This window comes from Pedobacter sp. MC2016-14, from assembly GCF_020991475.1.
In the GTDB taxonomy this organism is placed as follows: domain Bacteria; phylum Bacteroidota; class Bacteroidia; order Sphingobacteriales; family Sphingobacteriaceae; genus Pedobacter.
Window position 1 is genome coordinate 2,567,073 of sequence record NZ_JAJMPA010000001.1, and the last position, 21,015, is coordinate 2,588,087.

Annotated in this window: 13 protein-coding genes and 1 riboswitch; of the genes, 11 read left to right on the plus strand and 2 right to left on the minus strand. The window is 40.3% G+C overall.

What is annotated here, in order from left to right; genetic code table 11:
* Nucleotides 1-2 precede the first annotated feature (2 nt).
* Nucleotides 3-1,478 (minus strand): xylulokinase, encoded by a 1,476-nt coding sequence (locus LPB86_RS10610; RefSeq protein WP_230643438.1) that lies wholly within the window; start codon nucleotides 1,476-1,478, stop codon nucleotides 3-5.
* A gap of 87 nt (nucleotides 1,479-1,565) precedes the next feature.
* On the opposite strand from LPB86_RS10610, the gene LPB86_RS10615 reads away from it, so the two are divergent.
* From LPB86_RS10615 to LPB86_RS10650, 8 genes are all read left to right on the plus strand, one after another.
* On the plus strand, nucleotides 1,566-2,597 hold the full coding sequence (locus LPB86_RS10615; protein ID WP_230643441.1) for a LacI family DNA-binding transcriptional regulator: 1,032 nt from the start codon (nucleotides 1,566-1,568) through the stop codon (nucleotides 2,595-2,597).
* A gap of 353 nt (nucleotides 2,598-2,950) precedes the next feature.
* Nucleotides 2,951-6,100: a TonB-dependent receptor gene (locus tag LPB86_RS10620; RefSeq protein ID WP_230643444.1), complete on the plus strand. Its 3,150-nt coding sequence runs from the start codon at nucleotides 2,951-2,953 to the stop codon at nucleotides 6,098-6,100.
* Between the two features lie 10 nt (nucleotides 6,101-6,110).
* Nucleotides 6,111-7,439, plus strand: coding sequence for a RagB/SusD family nutrient uptake outer membrane protein (locus LPB86_RS10625; RefSeq protein ID WP_230643447.1), 1,329 nt, complete (start codon nucleotides 6,111-6,113; stop codon nucleotides 7,437-7,439).
* A gap of 23 nt (nucleotides 7,440-7,462) precedes the next feature.
* Nucleotides 7,463-8,824: a DoxX family protein gene (locus LPB86_RS10630; protein WP_230643450.1), complete on the plus strand. Its 1,362-nt coding sequence runs from the start codon at nucleotides 7,463-7,465 to the stop codon at nucleotides 8,822-8,824.
* 21 nt (nucleotides 8,825-8,845) lie between these two features.
* Nucleotides 8,846-10,321: a DoxX family protein gene (locus LPB86_RS10635; protein ID WP_230643452.1), complete on the plus strand. Its 1,476-nt coding sequence runs from the start codon at nucleotides 8,846-8,848 to the stop codon at nucleotides 10,319-10,321.
* A 43-nt stretch (nucleotides 10,322-10,364) separates the two neighbouring features.
* Nucleotides 10,365-11,816 carry an NAD(P)/FAD-dependent oxidoreductase gene (locus LPB86_RS10640; protein WP_230643455.1) on the plus strand — a complete coding sequence of 484 codons (1,452 nt, stop codon included), beginning with the start codon at nucleotides 10,365-10,367 and terminating at the stop codon, nucleotides 11,814-11,816.
* The gene (locus LPB86_RS10645; RefSeq protein ID WP_230643458.1) at nucleotides 11,813-13,072 is read left to right on the plus strand and encodes a YeiH family protein; all 1,260 of its coding nucleotides are present in this window, start codon (nucleotides 11,813-11,815) and stop codon (nucleotides 13,070-13,072) included. Before LPB86_RS10640 ends, LPB86_RS10645 begins: the two co-directional genes overlap by 4 nt.
* Nucleotides 13,073-13,187: 115 nt before the next feature.
* Complete coding sequence (locus LPB86_RS10650; protein ID WP_230643461.1) at nucleotides 13,188-14,168, plus strand: sulfite exporter TauE/SafE family protein; 981 nt, start codon at nucleotides 13,188-13,190, stop codon at nucleotides 14,166-14,168.
* Nucleotides 14,169-14,184: 16 nt separating this feature from the next.
* Here LPB86_RS10650 and LPB86_RS10655 read toward each other — a convergent pair whose 3' ends face one another.
* Complete coding sequence (locus LPB86_RS10655; RefSeq protein ID WP_230643464.1) at nucleotides 14,185-15,348, minus strand: cysteine desulfurase family protein; 1,164 nt, start codon at nucleotides 15,346-15,348, stop codon at nucleotides 14,185-14,187.
* Nucleotides 15,349-15,401: 53 nt separating this feature from the next.
* A riboswitch (SAM riboswitch) is annotated at nucleotides 15,402-15,503 on the minus strand.
* A gap of 159 nt (nucleotides 15,504-15,662) precedes the next feature.
* On the opposite strand from LPB86_RS10655, the gene LPB86_RS10660 reads away from it, so the two are divergent.
* The 3 genes from LPB86_RS10660 (at nucleotide 15,663) to LPB86_RS10670 (ending at nucleotide 21,011) form a co-directional block, all read left to right on the plus strand.
* Nucleotides 15,663-16,235: an RNA polymerase sigma factor gene (locus LPB86_RS10660; protein WP_230643467.1), complete on the plus strand. Its 573-nt coding sequence runs from the start codon at nucleotides 15,663-15,665 to the stop codon at nucleotides 16,233-16,235.
* 89 nt (nucleotides 16,236-16,324) lie between these two features.
* The gene (locus tag LPB86_RS10665; protein WP_230643470.1) at nucleotides 16,325-17,476 is read left to right on the plus strand and encodes a FecR family protein; all 1,152 of its coding nucleotides are present in this window, start codon (nucleotides 16,325-16,327) and stop codon (nucleotides 17,474-17,476) included.
* A 256-nt stretch (nucleotides 17,477-17,732) separates the two neighbouring features.
* Nucleotides 17,733-21,011: a SusC/RagA family TonB-linked outer membrane protein gene (locus tag LPB86_RS10670; protein ID WP_230643473.1), complete on the plus strand. Its 3,279-nt coding sequence runs from the start codon at nucleotides 17,733-17,735 to the stop codon at nucleotides 21,009-21,011.
* Nucleotides 21,012-21,015: the final 4 nt, after the last annotated feature.

Genomic DNA, 21,015 nt, shown 5'->3' on the forward strand with positions numbered 1-21,015 from the left:
AATTAATCTTGTTTATTTAAAAGGTTTAGCCATTCCTGGTAAACCGGCTCATAGGCTGTTGTTATAGTAGGTTCAATGAGTTGCAAACATTTAACATTGCTAAAAGCTTCGGCAGGGGCAGAAAAAATGCCTGCGCCAATACCAGATCCTAAGGCTGCGCCAACGCTGCCATCATTTTCATACAATTCTACAGGTACACCAGTACTGTTTACAAAGGCTTCCAAAAATAAGTCGCTTAAAAACAGGTTAGCCTTGCCCGCACGAATCACATTTGGGTTTAGGCCGTTAGAACGCATAATGTCCAGTCCGTACCTAAAAGAAAATGCAATTCCCTCCTGTACCGCACGGAAAATGTGCGATTGCGTATGTAAATTCAAGTCAATGTTGCAAAAATGTGCCCCCACAAGCCTATTGTTTAACATGCGTTCAGCCCCATTTCCAAAAGGCAATACCTGAAGTCCATCTGCACCTATATTTATTTTTTCAGCGGCCGAATTCATTTGCTGATAGCTTACGGCATTACTAAAAAGATTTTTAGTCCAGCGGTTTAGGCTCCCCGTTCCGTTGATGCAGAGCAATACACCAAGTCTTTTTTCTGTTTCTGTATAATTTACATGTGCAAAAGTATTTACCCTCGATTGTGGGTCGTAAGCCAGTTGGTCGCTCACTCCGTAAATCACACCGGAAGTTCCAGCCGTCGCGGCCACCTCGCCCGGTTGTAATACATTTAAAGACAAAGCATTGTTTGGCTGGTCGCCCGCTTTATAAGTTACCGGTGTACCTGCTTTTAAACCTGTAAGTTCGGCAATTTTGCTATCTACTTTACCATGCTCTGCAAAAACAGGCTTAACCTCAGGAATCAGGTTATAGTCAAAGCCATAATATTCCATCAATTCAGAAGAGATGCTATTGGTTTTAAAATCCCAAAAGATTCCTTCAGATAAAGCAGAGATGCTGGTCGTGATTTGCGAAGTTAATTTCATGGCAATGAAATCACCCGGAAGCATAAACTTATCCACTTTTGCAAATAATTCAGGCTCATTTTGCTTAACCCAAGCCAGTTTAGCTGCGGTAAAGTTGCCGGGAGAATTGAGCAGGTGTGATAAACAAAACTCCTGTCCTAAGGTATCAAATGCGCCATTCCCAAGAGTTACGGCCCGGCTGTCGCACCAAATAATGCTATCACGTAATAGGTTCTGATCTTTATCAACCAACACCAGCCCGTGCATTTGGTAGGCAATGCCTATAGCAGTAATGTCCTTAGCCTCAAATTTTTTGGATGCCTTACAGCGATCAAATGCTTGTAACATACAATTCCACCACATTTCGGGCGACTGCTCAGCCCAACCTGGTTGCAGCGCGGTAATTAAGCTTTCCTCTTCAGGATAATGTGCTGAAACAACTACTTTCTGCGTATCTGCTTCAACAACAGAAACTTTAATAGATGAAGTACCGATGTCTATTCCTAATAATAACATATATTGGTTTTGATAAAACGAATGTAGGATATTATTTTCATTTTGCAATCGATTGCCTAATTATTTTTTTGCATTTTTACATGGAATATGAAGCGTCAAAAAAGAACAACCATATACGACATCGCTCAAAAGCTTAATCTTGCTGCTTCATCTGTATCAAGAGCATTAAGCAACAGCAGTAAAATCAATGAAGCAACTAAAGCATTAGTGCTTAAAACTGCTGCTGAAATGAATTATCAGCATAACGCCCTGGCTGCTAACTTAAGAAAAGGCAACAATCCTACCATTGGGGTAGTAGTCCCTAGAATTAATCAGGATTTTTTCTCTAATATAATAGCTGGCCTTGAAGAGGTAACCTATAAAAAGGGTTATAACTTAATCATTTGTCAGTCTAATGAGCTCCATGCACGTGAAGTTGATTGTATAAACACGCTAATTAATCAACATGTTGGCTGTATAATTATTTCTGTTGCGGCAGAAACCGGGAACTATGACCATCTTAAACAGGTTCTGGACCATAACATTTGCCTCATTCAGTTTGACAGGGTGGTAGATGCCCTGGAGACCTATAAAGTGATCAATGAGAATGAGCAAGCTTCTTACGAAGCTGTTAGCCATATGATTAAACAAGGTTACAAAAGAATAGCATTACTTGAAGGACCTCAACATTTAGATATTTTTAGACAACGCAAGGAGGGCTATTTAAGGGCCTTAAAAGAACAGGGTCAAGATTTAATACCAGAACTGATGCGGGCAAATGCATGGACAAAAGAACTTAGTGCTGCTGCTACCGAACAGTTGTTGAACTTACCGGTGCCTCCTGATGCAATATTTGCCTCAACTTCAGATTTCTCTGCATTGGGTGTAATGGAAGTTGCGGCAAAAAAGGGTATTGCCGTACCAAATGAGCTTGGGATCTGCGGATATTCAAACGAGCCTTTTACAGAAATTAGTAGTCCCTCTATCACTACGGTAGATCAGTACAGTGTGGAAATGGGGAGGACGGTGGCAAACCTGTACTTTCAGGATCAGGAACGGGCAGAAACACCTGCTGTTTCAAAAATTGTCAGCATCAAACCCAAGCTTATTGTTAGAAAGTCTACCATACGTACTGATTAATATTTATTCAAAATAGTTTTATTTCGTGTATAATCTACTATTTTGGTAGATTTAATTTGTTATTCTAATAAATGATACTAAATTTGCTGCATATCATTGAATGAATAGATTTTAAGTAAATGAAAACACACCTACTAAACCAGCTTGCTCCAAAAATTACCTACCTCATGGCAGAATCGTCTGCCTGTTGTTGTTGCTGTGCTATGCAATAACATTCCCTTTTAAATTTATTAAAATGATAAAGGCAGGAATGTTAATCCCTGCCTTTATAAACGGCAATCAGTATGCAACGCCAATCACTACTGTATGCCTGTTTCAACCAATCGAATAATTAATTAAAACTTTTTAAAGTTATGCAAAATTTTAAAAAGGATAGGCATATTCATGCGTATTCTTTATTAAAGAAGGTGTTGTCTTGGAGCAACATACTGCCTTTATTCCTGATTTTACCGCTATTTTCTTTAGCCCAGGTTCCGCTGATCAATTCTACACTTAAAGGAAGGGTGATTGATGAAGATACCAAACAAGGGATTCCAGGGGTAAGCATTCATATTAGCGGTACCACACATACCGTTCAAACTAATGGTAACGGGGAGTTTGATTTTGTAACAGGTCAAAAATTCCCCTATATACTCGAAATAAGGTCGGTGGGTTACGAGAAAAAACAATACACCGCCAATGGGAGCCCAGTAGTTATTACGCTAAAAGAGATTTCAAGTCAGCTAAATGATGTGGTAGTGGTGGGTTATGGAACCCAAACGCGTAAAAGCGTTGTAGGTTCAGTATCAAAAATTAGCGCAATAGAAACCAAACAAGTTCCGGTAGCTAGCTTTGATGCACAGTTACAAGGCAGGGCCGCAGGTGTACAGGTGAGTACTTACTCCGGTTCTCCAGGCGAAGGTGTAAAAGTTCAGGTTCGCGGAACAGCCTCCATTAATGCCAGTAATGAGCCGTTGTATGTAATTGACGGTGTTTTTGTAAACAACAACTCCTTATCAACCTTAGACCTTGGTGGTAAAAAGACCTCGCCCCTGGCCGACATTAATCCTGCCGATATTGAAAGTATCGAAGTACTTAAAGACGCCAGTGCTATAGCTATTTACGGCTCCAGGGGTGCTAATGGGGTAATTTTGGTGGCTACTAAACGAGGTAGCTACAATTCAGGCAAGCCAAAGTATAACCTTGAGGTTTCGCAGGGCTGGCAGAAAGCAGACCCTGACAGGTTGTGGAAGTTGACTACCGGGCCGGAACATGCCTTGTTGGTAAACGAGCAATGGATCAATTCTGGAATTGACAGGCCGAGTTTAAATCAGACTTATGCCAACAGACCATTTCGCCCGGTTTCGGAAGTCATCAATGGCGTTGCTGGTCGTGGAAATCCTGAAGATCAGCAGACTTATGACCGTTTGAGTCGCGTATTCCGTACCGCTAAGGTTCAAAATTATGATTTCAGTGTACAAGGAGGAAGCGAAAAGATCCGTTACAATATTGGTGCAGGTTATACCGATCAGGAAGGGATCTTAAAACCTGCAGATTTTCAACGCGCAAGTTTTAAATTGAACCTTGATGTTAAATTAAGTGATAAAGTGACTTTCGGTTCCAGTAATGGGGCTTATCGCACTTTTAGGCAGCAGGTGAGGGGCGGTGCCGGGCAACAAGCCGGGCATCTGCTTGCTGCATTACACCATCCAACCTATTTGCCTTTATACAATGCAGATGGTACTGCGGCAAGGGGATCTATTTATGAAAATATTGACAACCTGACCAATACTGATATCACCAATATTTCTACTACCAGTGTACGCTACATCGGAAACCAGTTTGTAGAAGTGGATGTGATCACGGGCCTGAAATTTAAAACCTCTGTTGGACTGGATTACAATAAATACAATGAACGCGAGTTTTTTAGCGATAAAACTATTATTGGTGGGGCACCTAACCCTTTAGGGTATCGAAAAGATGTGCTAACCACCAGTACCATCTTTTTAAATGAGCAAACACTGTCTTACAATAAAGCATTAGATGAAAGACAAAATATCACAGTCTTGCTTGGAAATAGTATTCAGACTACAGATTTGGAATTTGCGCAGTTGGTAGGTCAGGGATTTCCTAACAATTCCTTTCAGCAAATTTCTGCTGCTTCGGTAAGGACTGCCGACCAGCGCCGCTCTAAGTCTACACTTGCTTCTTTTTTTGGAAGGTTAAATTACAATCTGGATAGTAAATACTACCTGGAAGCAGTTTTAAGAGCAGATGGATCTTCAAAGTTTGGTGCTAACAACCGTTGGGGTTATTTCCCGGGCATTGGTGCTTCATGGCGGATTAAGCAAGAATCCTTCTTAAAGGATGTAGAATCGATCTCCGAATTTAAGCTGAGGTTAAGTGCAGGATCTGCCGGAAACCAGAATGGAATTAACGATTATGCAGCATTAGGGCTCTGGTCAGGATCCGCTGCCTATCCTGACGATTTAACCAGTGGGCCAAAGCCTGGTGTAGCACCTGCACAATTGAAAAACCCAGACCTTAAATGGGAAAAAACTACCACCTATAACGTGGGGGTTGATTTGGGATTATTCAAAGACCGTTTGTACATCAATTTAGACGCTTATTATAAGTACACTACAGATGCATTGCTCTACCTTCCAGTTCCACAGTCAACCGGTTATTCAAGTACCTTGGCCAATGCAGGAGAGGTAAGCAATAAAGGACTGGAGTTTTCCCTAACAGGAACAATTATTAAAGCCAAAGGCTTTGAATGGACTACCAACTTCAATATTGCCAGAAATGTAAATAAAGCGGAAAAATTAGTTAGCCCCATTACTTTTGAGGCCCGTGAATACAGGAGGACAGAAGAAGGGGCCGCGTTAGGTAGCTTTTGGTTGTACAAACAACTCTACGTAGATCCGCAAACAGGCGATGCCGTTTTTGAGCGTGCAGACGGTTCTGCAAGTACTACTGTGACTACTGCCGACAGGCAATTGATGGGTAATATCATTCCGGATTTCTTCGGTGGGTTTTCCAATAACTTCTCTTATAAAGGATTTGATGCCAACCTATTTTTCTCCTATCAGTATGGCAACAAGGTGTTTAACTTCAATAAATACATTCTTGAAGGCGGTGGAACCAGAGATGCATCAAGATCTATATTGGCAAGCCAGTTAGACCGGTGGACACAGGTAGGCCAGATCACCAATACCCCCCGCGTAACCAGTGTGGGTAACAATTACAACATCGAACAAAATAGCAGATATCTGGAAGATGGTTCATTTATCAGGCTAAAATCGGTAACCATTGGGTATACCCTTCCAACCGCTATCAGCTCAAAAGTTGGCCTAAATAGGGTAAGGTTTTATGCATTGGGTACCAACTTATGGATTACTACAAAATACAGCGGTGCAGATCCGGAGAGTTCAGGCAGTTCAGGGCAAAACCTGGACGGATTGGATACGGCTACGCCACCACAGCCCAGAGGAATTCAATTTGGCGCAAACATCACCTTTTAATCTAAAGATCATGAATATACCTTATAAAAAGCTCGTTGTTTTTATCCTGTTGTTATCAATGACAGCTATTTCCTGCGAGAAATTTCTGGAAGAAACCCCATACGATACCATACCGGATGAAAATACCATTTATGATAAGTCATCTGCCGAAGCGGCTGTGAGGGGAGCATACCGCTCATTGGCCAGTTTAAATTATGGCAGCGGCTTTCAAAATACCATTTTACAATCTGGTGGAGACATCCGGTCTTTGAACAACGCACAGACAGATTTAAACGTTATCAATTATAACTTAAGGTCAGATATTGCCTTTCTATCTACTTACTGGGGTAACTTTTACAATACCATTAACCGCGCCAATCACATTATACAAAAGGTACCTGCTGTTACAGATATTTCACTTACTGCAGCCTTACGAGACCAGTTGCTGGGTGAAGCCTATTTCATCAGGGCCATTTCTTATTTTGATTTGGCGAGGGTATTTGGAAATGTGCAAATCTTCCTAACGCCAACCACAGTGGTGGCAGACAAACTGGGTGTAAAACAAAGCACACAGGCACAAGTATACGCCCAGGTGCTTGCCGACCTTAATACGGCAGAGCCTTTGTTGCCTGCTACCGTAGTAAGAAACAGGGCACGGAAACTTACCGTTAATGCTTTAAGAGCTAGATTATACCTGTATTTAAAAAGATATGCGGAGGCCGAAGCGGATGTAAATGTGGTACTTGCCAATACCAGTTACAGGCTGATTAAACCTTTTGCACTTGCAGCTGGAACATCGGAATCTGTTTTAGAACTGTCTTACAGTGTAAATGATGTAAATGCAGGTTATGCGCAATGGAACACCAGCAACAGGGCCTTAGAACCAAAAGCAGAAATCCACAATTTGCTGAACGACCCGGCGGTTGGTGGGGATAGGAAACTGCTTTCAGTAAGAAATGCTTCTGGTCAGTTCATCGGCGGAATCTATCCAACCAATACCTCTGCCGGATACCTCATTCGCACAGCAGAACTTTATTTGATCAGGGCCGAAGCCAGGGCACTAAAAACCACTCCAGATCTACCTGGTGCCATTGATGACCTCAATACCGTTAGGCTTAGGGCAAATGTAACTGCATTACCCAATACACTTAGCCAGGCACAGATTTTACTTGCTATAGAAAATGAACGTCGTGTAGAGTTTGCGCTGGAGCCTTTCAGGTGGTTTGATATTGTACGGACTGGCAGGGCACTAGCTGTATTTAACCTGGACGATCCGGATAAATACCTTTTTCCCATTCCAGCCGGAGAAATCCTGGCAGATCCTACATTAGATCAGAACCCGGGTTATGGTAAAAATTAATTCTTCACATTAAGCTATTGATCATGAGCGAAATTATCAATCCAAGCGTTACTGCAGAAAGCAGGGAATGGAAAGGTTATGAGAAAAACCTGTTCCGGTTTTTCTTCATCTTTTTAATCATACAAATCATTCCCCTTGACTGGAAGTTTTACCACAAATTATTTACGATCAACTGGTTTCATTTGCACTTTCATGATTTATTTGAGCTGAGTAAATACCAGCCTCAGTTTTTTACAAATCAGGAACAGCAATGGTATGCTGGCAGTTTTATAAACTGGGCTTTATTTGCTGTGCTGGCTGCAATTGGAACAGCCATATGGGCAAAAGCAGATACAAAACGCAAGGAATACAGGGCACTGTACTACTGGCTACGGGTGCTGGTAAGGTATAGGCTGGCTTTTGTGCTGGTTACTTATGGCTTCATCAAGTTTTTTCCATTACAAATGCCTTATCCTTCTTTAAGCAACCTACTTACCAATTATGGCGACTATTTTGCCTGGAAAATTTATTTTCAAACGGTAGGTATAGCGCCAAAGTATGAGTCGTTTTTAGGCTTTGTAGAGATTCTCGCAGCTTTCTTACTTTTCAACAGACGGACCGTGACCTTTGGTGTAGGCTTAATTTTTGGTTTTTTAGGTAATGTGGCTGTAGCAAATGGATTTTATGACATCGGTGAACCCGTATTGAGTACTTTTATTGTTGTATTGGCTGCATTTCTTTTTGTTTATGATATCCCACGTTTATTTGATCTTCTGGTTAGAGAAGTTCCGGCAAAGGCAAACCGGTTCCGGTATCAGTTTACTAGTGACAAGCTCAAAAGAACCCGCTTAATTCTTCGTTCTGTCTTTATCTTGTTTGTGGTTTTGTTTGCTTATAAAGCTTATGACAATTACACCACCGACCCTTACAAAATTCCGCATACACCCGGCTTAAGCAATGCGTACGGCTATTATAGGGTGCAACAGTTTGTGCTCAACAAAGATACCATTCCCTATTCCAAAACTGATTCCAACAGGTGGCAGGATGTAGTTTTTGAAAAATGGTCTACCTTAACCATAAAAGTAAACAGGCCTGTTAAAATAGATTTTTCAAGTGCAGAAGATGTACATGAACACGATATAGACAGGAATTACGAATTGGCAGGTTATGCCGGGCGGCACTATTTTTATTACGATGCAGACACCGTGAAGCATACCCTTTCGCTGCAAAACAAAAACAAGAATCACCGTTCAGAAAAGCTCTTTTTAACGTACAAAAGGCCAAATGATTCTACAATAGTGTTGTCCGGATTAAATGAAAAGCAAGATTCCATTCATGTGGTTTTGGCAAAAATCAATAAAAAGTATATGATGTTTGAAGGCCGTCGCAAACCGGTTAAAATTTAGTCAATTAAAAAAGAAAAGATCATGTCTACATTGCACCCCACTATAGAAAATCCCGGCCTTGCAAAAGAAGCAGGCCATTGGAGCAACACCCAAAAGATAGCCTTTCGGATAGGGTTTTTATATCTGCTGTTTTTATGTATCCCAACGTATCCCAGATTTTATGAAGACCTCATCAACCTCAGATTTTCAAAAATCACCTACCACAATTTCCAATCCATTGTTGCCTTTTGGCCACCTCAGTTTGTAACCATAGAATCCGAAGAGGGCGTATTTGGTTTGTTAAACTATATTAACCTCATTTTGTTGTTTGCAGGCTCAGTAGTTGCAGGGCTTATCTGGACCCTGCTGGATAAAAAATCAACACAGTACAGTAAACTATACTATTGGATCAGGGTCCTGGCACGCTATCGCCTGGCTTACGGAATGGTAGGCTGGGGCTTAAAAAAAGCTTTTCCAATGCAAATGGTTTTTCCTACCGTTGGCATGCTGAATACCCCCTTTATAGATATGGCCGAAAAGAAATTGTATTGGTCGCATGTAGGCGTATCTTTTTGGTATACGGTATTTCTTGGCTTCGCAGAGATTTTGCCGGGTTTATTGCTCTTAAACAGGAGAACTTCTCCTTTGGGTGCAGCTTTGGCAGCGGTAGTTACCTTTAACATCGCCATTGCCAATCATGCTTACGACGCCGGGGTTGCGGTACCTGCGGCTTATTTTGCTATCATCGGGATATTCATCCTCTGGTACGACCTCCCAAAAATATGGAACCTGGTGGTTAATGAACAAGACATTCAGCCCTACAGGTATCAGCCCATCATCAGCGAAGCCTGGAAAAGAAAGCTTGCTTTTGGCATAAAATGGACCTTTAATTTCCTGTTTGTACCCGTTGCAGCAGCACTTTGGGCTTATGGCTTTTTTTACGGCAACAATTACAATATCCCCAGCACTCCGGGTTTAACAGGTGCCAAAGGTTATTATAATGTAACTGAGTTTAAGTTAAATGGTAAAGTTTTGCCCTATACGCCTCTGGATTCTATCAGGTGGCAGGATGCTACATTTGAGTCCTGGTCCTCTTTAAGTTATAAAACCAACCGGGGCGCCATTGCCGACAGGATGATTGGTTATTCGCCGTTAAGGGTTACAAAGAATAAAAATGCCAAGCTTAATCAGGTGAATACACAGGATTCGGATGAGTTACAGAAACTAAAGAAAAACCGGGATCTTGGTGTAACGCGCTGGGAAGTGGGAGGTATGGCAGGAGAACGCAGGTATTTCTTTTACAATGCCGATACCGTTAAGCAAGTGCTGTACCTTCAAAATAAAAACAAGAACCATAAAGAGGAAACCCAGGTTTTACGCTATGCAAGGCAAGGTAAAAACAGGATTGTTTTACAGGGGATTAATGAATTTAAAGATTCCATTTATGTTGTACTGGATAGGGTGGATAAAAGGTATCCGCTTGTTGAAGGTAGAACCAGTAGTGTTAAGGTTTATTAGAGCAAATCCATATCTTCACAATGCCAACAAATAAAATCAGGAAATGAGCAAGATAGATTACGATGCGATAATAGTAGGCTCGGGCCCAAATGGACTTGCTGCAGCAATTACCTTGCAGCAACAAGGGCTTACTGTATTGCTTATTGAAGGGAAGGATACCGTAGGCGGCGGTTTAAGAACTGCCGAACTTACCCTTCCGGGATTTAAGCATGATGTCTGCTCTGCCATTCATCCCATGGCCGTTGCTTCGCCGTTTTTTGCGTCTTTACCACTTGCAGCGCAGGGACTGGAATTTATTAAACCAAGGGTAGCGGCTGCACATCCTTTTGATGGTGGTACGGCTGCAGCACTTTTTGGATCAGTTGAGCAAACAGCAGAGAGACTAGGTAAAGATGAGGAGGCTTACAAAAACCTGATTGGTCCCCTGGTTAAGGATTGGGAAAAACTTGTTGCAGATATACTTTCGCCATTTAAATGGCCAGAGCATCCTTTGTTAATGGCTAAATTCGGCCTTTCGGCTTTGCAATCTGCAGAGCGTGTGGCTAATAAATTCAGTACTAAGGAAGCTAAAGGCTTATGGGCCGGGATGACCGCGCATTCCATTCAGCCCTTAAGTAATTTAACCACGGGCGCTATAGGCATGGTTTTATCTGCTGTTGGCCATGTTCATGGATGGCCTGTCCCAAAAGGTGGGTCAGCTTCTGTAGCAAATGCATTGCTCAATTACTTCATTTCATTAGGGGGTACCGTACAGACTAACTTTATAGTTAAAACATTAGCAGAGCTCCCTTCAGCAAAGGTCACTTTGTTAGATGTTACACCTAAGCAGTTACTGGAAATTGCAGGCTCGCAGTTTTCATGGTTATATAAAAAACAGCTTCAAAATTACCGCTACGGAATGGGCGTATTCAAAATAGATTGGGCACTATCCAATCCTGTTCCCTTTATCGCAGATGAATGCCGGAAAGCAGGAACAGTGCACTTAGGTAACACTTTTAAGGAAATCGCTGCCGGCGAAAAGGCGTCATCCGCAGGGATCCATGCAGAAAAACCTTTTGTATTGCTGGCACAGCCCAGCGTTTTCGATGCATCAAGGGCACCGGAAGGCAAACATACCGCATGGGCCTACTGTCATGTTCCAAATGGCTCAAGAAAAGACATGACAGCCGCCATAGAGCAGCAAGTAGAAAGATTTGCACCCGGATTTAAAGAGGTTATACTTTCAAGACATACCATGAATACAGTTCAGGTAGAAGCTTATAATCCAAATTATATTGGTGGAGATATTAACGGTGGGATTATAGACCTTACACAGCTTTATACCCGACCAGCTATGCGGCTTTCACCATACCGTACCTCCGCTAAAGGCGTTTACATTTGTTCTTCTTCCACTCCTCCGGGAGGCGGCGTGCACGGAATGTGCGGTTACCATGCGGCCAGACAAGCTTTAACAGATATTTTTAACATCAACATCCCTCACAAACCAATATCATGACCATTACAAAACAGCGTTTTGCGCTACATGAAGACTGGGCAGTAGTTATACTCGGTTCTCTTGTTATAATTTTTTCCCTTTTCTTTTACGTTTTACCTATTCCGGTTTACAAATGGGATACTAGCCAGGCATTGATAGAACATGTTTTTACAGCTGATAATTTGCTGATTTTATTCATTCAATTCCTCTTTGTGCTAGTCGTGGGTGCCTTAGGTGCAATTGTGACAGGCAAGCCCGTTAAAAACTTTTTGATTGGATTTCCTGCTGTTTACCTCCTCACGGTATTTGCTTTAATTCTGGCTGGAAACAGTTTCATCAAATCTATAAATCTAGAAGCCGTTATTTTTAGTTTGGTTATTGGATTGATAATTGGCAACCTCTTTAAACTACCACAATGGTTTATAGATACCTTATCTACAGAATTATTTGTTAAAATAGGCCTTGTGTTACTGGGTACAACGGTAATCTTTTCTGATATACTTAAGGCCGGCTCCCTTGGTTTGATACAGGCGCTAGTTGTTGTTTTGTCTGTTTGGTACTTTGCTTTTTGGCTGTGTAAAAAGCTCAAAGTAGATGATGAACTGACAATGATGATCTCCAGTGCAGTGTCTATTTGTGGTGTATCTGCCGCTATTGCTACGTCAGGGGCGATTAAAGGAGACCCAAAGAAATTATCTTATGTCATTTCTATGGTGCTCATCACAGCTATCCCCATGATGATTTTCATGCCTTATATCGCGGCTTATTTCAATTTTCCACAACAAGTAACTGGTGCCTGGCTTGGTGGTAGCATTGATACAACAGGAGCAGTAGTGGCCTCTGGAACATTAGTAGGAGAGGAAGCATTAAAAATAAGTACGATTGTAAAGTTCTCACAAAATGTACTACTGGGTATTGCGGCCTTTGCCATCAGTATTTACTGGTCATACAATAAAACAGCTAAAGGAACCGATACCGTAGAAAAACCTACCTTAAAGGTGATATGGGAACGTTTTCCTAAGTTTGTGCTCGCTTTTATCGCGGCCTCACTATTGTTTTCTTTCTTTTTACCTTCTGCTGCCGCGGCTAATGTCAAAGACAGCTTAAAAAATCTACAGAATGCCTGGTTTACGCTCGCCTTTACAAGCATAGGGCTGGAAACCAATTTCAAAGACTTATTTAAAAATGAAAATAAAAAGCCCTTGTATGCTTTTTTGCTGGCACAGCTCTTTAATGTTATTGTTACGCTAATTATCGCATACTTTTTATTCGGTTAGTTTAAAAGCCAGGCTGGATGGCCTGGCTTTTATAATCTACCAATTGAGTAGTCTTTATTTTTTATTTATATATTTGCAATACCTCAAAAATAAAGCTTTAGAGGACTAATCTTAAATGAAAGAAATTGCAGCGTCTAAACCAGTTATTGTTACGGATAAAGAAAACCTGAAAATTACTCCAGTTGAAAACGTTTCGATACGGGACGCCAAATACTGGCGCAAAATTGCCGGCAGATGTTTGTTTGCACTTGGGTTTATGATTCTTGGTCATGTTATTGCCTCTTTTTATCCGCTTACCAATTTGTTTAATGCCTTTAAAGTTTTTGCCGTTAGCCTGGATCTTGACGCCGCATTTGGTTGGATGCTGTTGGCAGGTTTTATAGCACAAATGGTGGATGGTGCCCTTGGGATGGGGTATGGAGTGATTTCTACAACAGTATTGCTTTCTACAGGACTTAATCCTGCAGCTATTAGTGGAAGTATCCATACTGCGGAAATGTTTTCAAGTGGTGCGTCAGGATTTAGCCATTACAAATTTGGAAACATCAACAAAAAGCTTTTCAAAACATTATTATTGCCCGGTGTTCTGGGCGCAGTTATAGGGGCCACTCTACTTGTTTATCTTGGTGAAGCTTATGGCAGCTGGTTGCGGCCAGTCTTGTCAGTTTATACCTTGCTGCTTGGCGCAAGGATTTTGCTCAATGCTTTTAAAAAGAGAAATGAGTCCCGTAAAGTTAAGCATGCAGGTTGGCTTGCAGGTGCTGGTGGTTTTTTAGATTCCTTTGGCGGCGGCGGATGGGGTCCTTTGGTTACCAGTACATTAATTGCTAAAGGTAAAACACCCAGGTACATTATTGGTACAGTTAGTTTAACTGAATTTTTTGTGACCTTGGGGAGTGCACTTACCTTTTTTGTGTTATTAGGCACCAGTCATATTCAAACCATTGCAGGCTTAATTATTGGCGGACTCCTTGCCGCACCGATAGCAGCAAGGTTAGCAGGAAAGCTAAACACTAAAACTATTCTTATTCTGGTAGGCGTGCTGGTGATTATCTCAAGTGCACGAACATTACTTAAAGCAACTGGAATTCTTTAAAAATGTAAAATGGAGGCTAACCAGTAGCCCTCATTTCGTTTAAAACATCCTTAATAAAAAGTGAAGCCAGTTGGTCAACCGTAAAGTCAATTTCCTGTTTGGTGTTGTATCGGCTAAATGAAAACCTTATGGTACTGCCGTCATAATTATTTCCTAAGGCTCCTAATACATGAGAACCAGCTGTAGAATGACTGGTGCATGCACTTCCACCAGAGGCGCAGATATTGTGCTGGTCAAGATAAGTTAGGGGCGGCTGTCCACTTAATGTCTCTGGAAGTGCAACACTTAATACCGTTGATAAGCTGAGTTCTTTTATAGCCGAATTTCCGTTAAACCTGATGCCGGGAATTTTGCGGAGTAATTGAGCAATCATATGTTGTTTTAAATTACTGATGTGTGTTTGATAATTTTCTCTGTTGCTATAGGCCAGTTCCAATGCCTTTGCTAAACCAACAATGCCAGTTACATTTTCAGTTCCGCTACGCTGGCTTCGTTCTTGTGAGCCACCATTGATGAAGGGAGTGATTGAAGTTTTGATGCTTTTGTATAAAAAACCAATTCCTTTAGGGCCATGAAATTTATGCGCAGATCCAACCAGGAAATCGGCCTGAAGGACCTTTGTGTCAAACGCATATTGCCCCATGCTTTGTACAGTGTCTGAATGGAAAACAGCACTGTACTTTCTACAGACCTCAGCAATCTCGTGGATATCATTGATGTTTCCTATTTCGTTGTTTCCATGCATTACAGAAACAAAGGCTTTTTCGCCTGTTGCTAATATTTCCTCCAAATGTGGTATGGAAAGATTGCCCCGTTCATCATGGTTTAGATAAATTAGTCTTATTTCTCCATTTCTTTGAAGTAATTTTAATGTATTCAAAACCGCGTGATGCTCAAACGCCGTCGTAACAGCTAGTTTTATCCCATTACCACGAATCGCCGACAAAATTGCGGTATTGTCGGCCTCGGTGCCACCAGAAGTAAAAATAATATGCTCCGGGCTGGTATTTAGAAGATCAGCAATTGTTGTTCTGGATTTGTCAATAGCTGTTTTTGCTGATCGCCCGTAATAATGTGAAGAAGATGGATTGCCAAAATTCTCAAAGAAATAGGGTTGCATAGCTTCAAAAACTTCGAGGCTTAAAGGAGTAGTTGCTGCATTGTCTAGATAAATTCTCATGTCTTTTAAGTTTAATTGTATAAATACTGCTTATCAGAGACAGAGATGAAATGATCTTATCTATCCGCAAATGTTGCGGAAGGATTTAGCACCTTGTAAAATAACAGGTTGCTAAGACTTCAAAGGGCCTTTCCCTCAGTCTTTCTTGATAAGTTAAATATGTTTTAAGAACTGTTTGCTGGGACAAATATAACATTTAAATATTAAATCTACTATTTTAGTAGATTTAATATTTGGACAGCTTTGCTAACAGCCTTTAAATTAGTATTTGTATATTGAATTTAAAATTATGTAATTTCGTTTCAAACTAACCAATGTCAGTATATCTTCAACACAGCGATTTTGATTTAATAGCATTATTACGTGATGGCGATCAAACTGCTTTTCAGGAAATATATCTCCGCTACAATACCCTTTTACTTATTTATGCGCATAAAAAACTTCAGGATAAGGAGGAGGCTAAGGATGTAGTACAAGAAGTTTTTGTTAAGTTATGGGCCAACAGGGACGATTTTGTGTTAAAAACTACATTGTCTGGTTATCTTTATAAAAGCGTCTTAAATAAGATTTTAAATATATTCAGACACAAAGAGTTCAGTCGTGAATACATTAACGGCTTACAGGAAATCCTTGACGGCGAAAGTTCTGCCACCGATTATCGGATCAGAGAGCGTGAAATTTCTGGGATCATTGAAAAAGAGATTGCTTTACTTCCATGTAAAATGAGGGAAGTTTTTGACCTTAGAAGAAAAGAATTTCTGAGTAACAAAGAAATCGCAGAGCGAATGAATATCTCTGAACATACCGTGGCTACACACATGAAGAAAACACTCAAATTGCTCAAGGCAAAATTCGGCCGCTTAATGATATTTTGTTTTATCGGTTAAAAAGTAATAAATATTTTGATTTGGGATACCCGATCAGACATTTTCATGTGTCTTGTTGTTAATTGCGGTAATTGCCCGCATTATATAAGATGGATAACGGTAAAAAAGCAGAAGAACTAGTAAAGAAATTTAATGAGGGGCAGGAAACTGAGCAGGAAAAGGCAATTGTAAATTATTGGCTTCACCACCTTAATGAAGAAGAGGTGTCCAGTTTGTCAGAGGCTGATTTATTAGGCAGTCAGGATGAAATGTGGAAATCTGTTGAGCCTGCTATACCTTTAAAGAGGCGCTATAAGCTCTTCCCTTCTATTGCCGCTGCTGCCGTTTTAATCATGACCCTTTCGGCAGGTCTTTATATATATGTTAACAAAACAGTTTCCGAACGCAGACATCTGGCAAAACATTCCAGTAGTACTATAGTTCCGGGAGGGAACAAAGCAATCCTTACACTAGCAGATGGCAGGAAGATTATTTTGAACGATGTTTCAAACGGCGAACTTGCTGAACAGTCTGGCATTAAAATCAGTAAAGCTGCAGATGGGCAGATCATTTATTCTGTAACTGATGCTTTTGCCAAGGGTAATAAAAAAGCTTTGTATAATACAATTGAAACTCCGAAAGGAGGTCAATACCAGATCAATCTGCCTGATGGAAGTTTGGTATGGTTAAATGCGGCATCCCGGTTACGCTTTCCAACGAGGTTTATAGGCAGTGAGCGCAATGTTGAGTTGTCGGGCGAAGGATACTTTGAAATTGCCCATAATAAGAAAATGCCATTTAAGGTAAAAACAAGTCGCCAGGAGATTGAGGTGCTGGGTACGCACTTTAACCTGAACAGTTACGCGGATGATGATCTTGTAAAAACAACATTACTTGAAGGATCTGTTCGGGTTACTTCATTAGTTCAAGGAGATAAAGCTGTGGTGCTTGAACCTGGTCAGCAGTCTGTTCTAGGTCAAAAAGATTTTAAAATAAGTCGAGTGGACGTTGAAAATGCTCTTGCATGGAAAAATGGCTATTTCCGTTTTGACGATGAAGAATTAGAAAGCATTATGCATAAAGTATCCAGGTGGTACAATGTAGATGTAATTTATAAAAATGAAAAATTAAAAAGAGAGCCTTTTGCAGGGATCATTACACGGGCAACTAAAATATCAGATTTGCTAAAAATGCTTGAACAGGCAGGAGAAGTTAAGTTTGAAATTGACAACAACAAAATTGTTGTCATGAATAAGAGCTAGAAATAAAATAATAACCTAAACTAATCAATTAAACCACAACCAAATATGAAAGCGAAGCTTAATTCTCCGTAGGACTAAACATCCATGGTTTATTTAAAAGACCAGGAACACTGGAACTGTCCCTGATCTAATTTCTGAATAAACCTAAATTAGTGTCTAACAACTTCTTAACAATTTAAACAGCTAACAAATGTATAGAATTTTTACAAATTATTTTTGTAACCGACCGGATTATGTCCGTAAATTTTTTCTGACTATGAAAATTACAACCATTTTAATTTTCGCGGTATTGATGCAGGTGAGTGCGGCAGGGCTAGCTCAACGGGTTACATTCCATCAAAAGGGAGTAAGCTTAAAGCAGATCTTCAATGAGATCAACAAGCAAACGGGCTACAATATTTTATGGTCCGCAAAAAAAATTAAAAATGATAAGCTTCAGGATGTGCAATTTAGCAATGCTTCTTTAGAAGATGTGCTTTCTGTAAGTTTAAAAGGTTTGCCCTTAACTTATACCATTGAAAGCAAGACCATAGTGATTAAAGAAAAGCAAAAATCTGTTTTTCCTGAATTCTCAGCTGCTATTCAATTTAAGAACATTGAAGGTAAAGTGACCGACGAAAAAGGAATGGTCATTCCGGGTGCCTCTGTTAAAGTAAAAGGCAGCACCAAAGGAACTGTTTCCGGAAGCGATGGTAAATTCGTGATTGACGTAGTTGCCGGTGATGTATTGGTAATTACTTCTATAGGGTTTACAACCACAGAGGTAACAGTTGGTAACCAAACTTCTTTAGTCATTGTATTAAAAGAAGCTTCGAATGAGCTGGATGGGGTAGTTGTAACTGCGCTGGGTATAAAACGACAATCAAGAACATTAACTTATAACGTTCAAGAGATTAGCGGAGAGGAAGTTAATAGAGTAAAAGATGCTAACTTTGTGAATAGCCTCGTTGGTAAGGTTGCAGGTGCAACGATCAATTCTAGTTCTTCAGGAGTAGGGGGTAGTGCAAGAGTAGTATTACGTGGCTCCAAATCTATAACACAAAATAACAATGCTTTGTATGTAATTGATGGGATTCCAATGCCGGATTTGCTAAGCGCACAGCCTACGGATGTGTTTGGCGGTGCGGGACAAACTGGAGATGGAGCTTCAAATGTGAACCCGGATGACATTGAGTCCATTTCGGTATTAACAGGCCCATCCGCATCTGCATTATATGGTTACCAGGCGGCGAATGGAGTAATCTTAATTACTACCAAGAAAGGCTCTAGAGATGGGTTTTCCGTTAATGCTTCCAACAGTACCACTTTTTCCAGCCCTTTTGTAATGCCAAAATTTCAGAACACATATGGATCTGAAATTGGCAGTTATAGCAGTTGGGGAGAAAAGCTAGCTACACCAAGTAACTACGACCCTAAAGATTTTTTCCAGACTGGGGTGAATTCAACCACTGCGCTGAATTTATCTACAGGTAATGAAAAAAACCAAACGTATTTTTCATTTGCTGCGGTTAATGCAAATGGAATTATACACAACAATGATTTAGATAGGTATAATTTCTCCTTTCGTAATACTAGTAAACTGCTGAAAGATAAACTGACGTTGGACTTGGGTGTAAATTACACTACTCTTGCAGAACGAAATATGCTTTCGCAAGGGCAGTACTTCAACCCCCTCATCCCAATTTATCTATTTCCTAGAGGTGACGACATTAGGAAATATCAGGTATTTGAACGCTATGATGCAACACGGAACTTTAAAATCCAGTACTGGCCATTTGGTGACCAGGGTTTTCAAATGCAAAACCCGTATTGGATAATTGAAAGAGATAATTTCCTCAATAAAAAGAACAGATATCAGCTAACAGGATCTTTAAAATACGATATCAATTCATGGCTGAATGTAACTGGTCGCGTTAAGATGGATAACACTACTGGCAGAAACCTAAAAGAATATTCAGCGTCCACTTCTGGCTTGTTTGCCAGTGACGCAGGTGCTTATTATAAATATGATCTAAGTACCAATCAGGTTTATGCTGATGTATTGTTAAATGCAAACAAGCAGATAAACGATTTTTCATTGACAGGAAACCTTGGTGTAAGTTTGCAGGATACCAAGTACGAGTATTCTAGCTTAGGAGGTAATCTTCAAAGTGTTCCAAATCTATTTACCTACACTAACCTAAATCTTTCACAGAGTAAAATAGAGCAAAGTGGATATCATGATCAAATGCAATCCGCTTTTGGAAGTTTCCAGGCTGGCTATAAAAGTATGGTATACCTGGATGTAACGGGAAGAATAGATGTACCTAGTCAGTTGGCATTTACGTCCGCAAATTCTACGATATATCCTTCTGTGGGTTTATCTGGTATATTTACTGATATTTTTAAGATAAAATCGGATGTGTTGTCCTTTCTAAAGGGCAGGATATCTTATGGAGAGGTGGGAATTCCGCCTAGAAGGCAAATTACTAGAAGTACCTATCCTCTATCAAATGGTTCTGCTCAGGTTATTAGTTTCTTGGCTGCAGACTTAAAAGCAGAGCGGACAAAATCTTTTGAGGCAGGGCTTAATGCTGCATTTTTTAGAAACAAATTAAAGATTGATGCTACTGTATATCGTTCCTCTACTTTTGATCAGTTGTTTAATCCAACTATCCCAGAATCATATGGTTATAACAGTATATTCATTAATGCAGGGCGTATTGACAATAAAGGTATTGAAGTATCAGCAACCCTAAATCAAAAAATAGGCCAGGTGAACTGGACATCAAATGTTGTTTATTCATTGAATCGCAATACAATCAAAGAACTTCTTGATGGCTATACAGACCCTACCACAGGATTGTATTTCAAAAGTGATGTATTGGATATAACAGGAATTGGAAGTTATAAAAATACACTGGTAAAGGGCGGATCAATGGGGGATATTTATGTAAATACCTTGAAGACTGACGAACATGGATATATTTATGTGAATGCAGCTTCACAGGCCGTATTACCTGATCAAAATACATTTATCAAAGCGGGAAATACTAATCCTGATTTTAATATCGGATTTAGAAATGGATTTTCTTATAAAGGATTTGATGTAAGTGTATTGGTGACTGGAAGATTTGGTGGTGTGGGGGTGTCTGTTACACAGGCAATAATGGATGGATATGGTGTGTCGCAGGCATCAGCTGACGCCAGAGATGCAGGTGGTGCGTCTGTAAATGGATTTTTAATCCCTGCACAAGCTTATTATCAGACCGTTGGTGGGGGTACTACTGGTATTAGTTCCATGTATACTTACAGTGCAACAAACATTAGGTTGGGTGAGGTTTCGTTAGGTTATGATATACCAGTAGCCAAATATGCCAAATGGATAAAAGGAGCTAATGTATCATTGATTGGGCGAAACTTGTTTATGTTTTATAACAAGGCACCTTACGATCCGGAACTTACAGCCAGTACAGACACGTATTTCCAAGGGGTAGATTACTTTATGCAACCGAGTCTGAGAAGTTACGGTTTTGCTATTAAGTTTAAATTTTAATTAA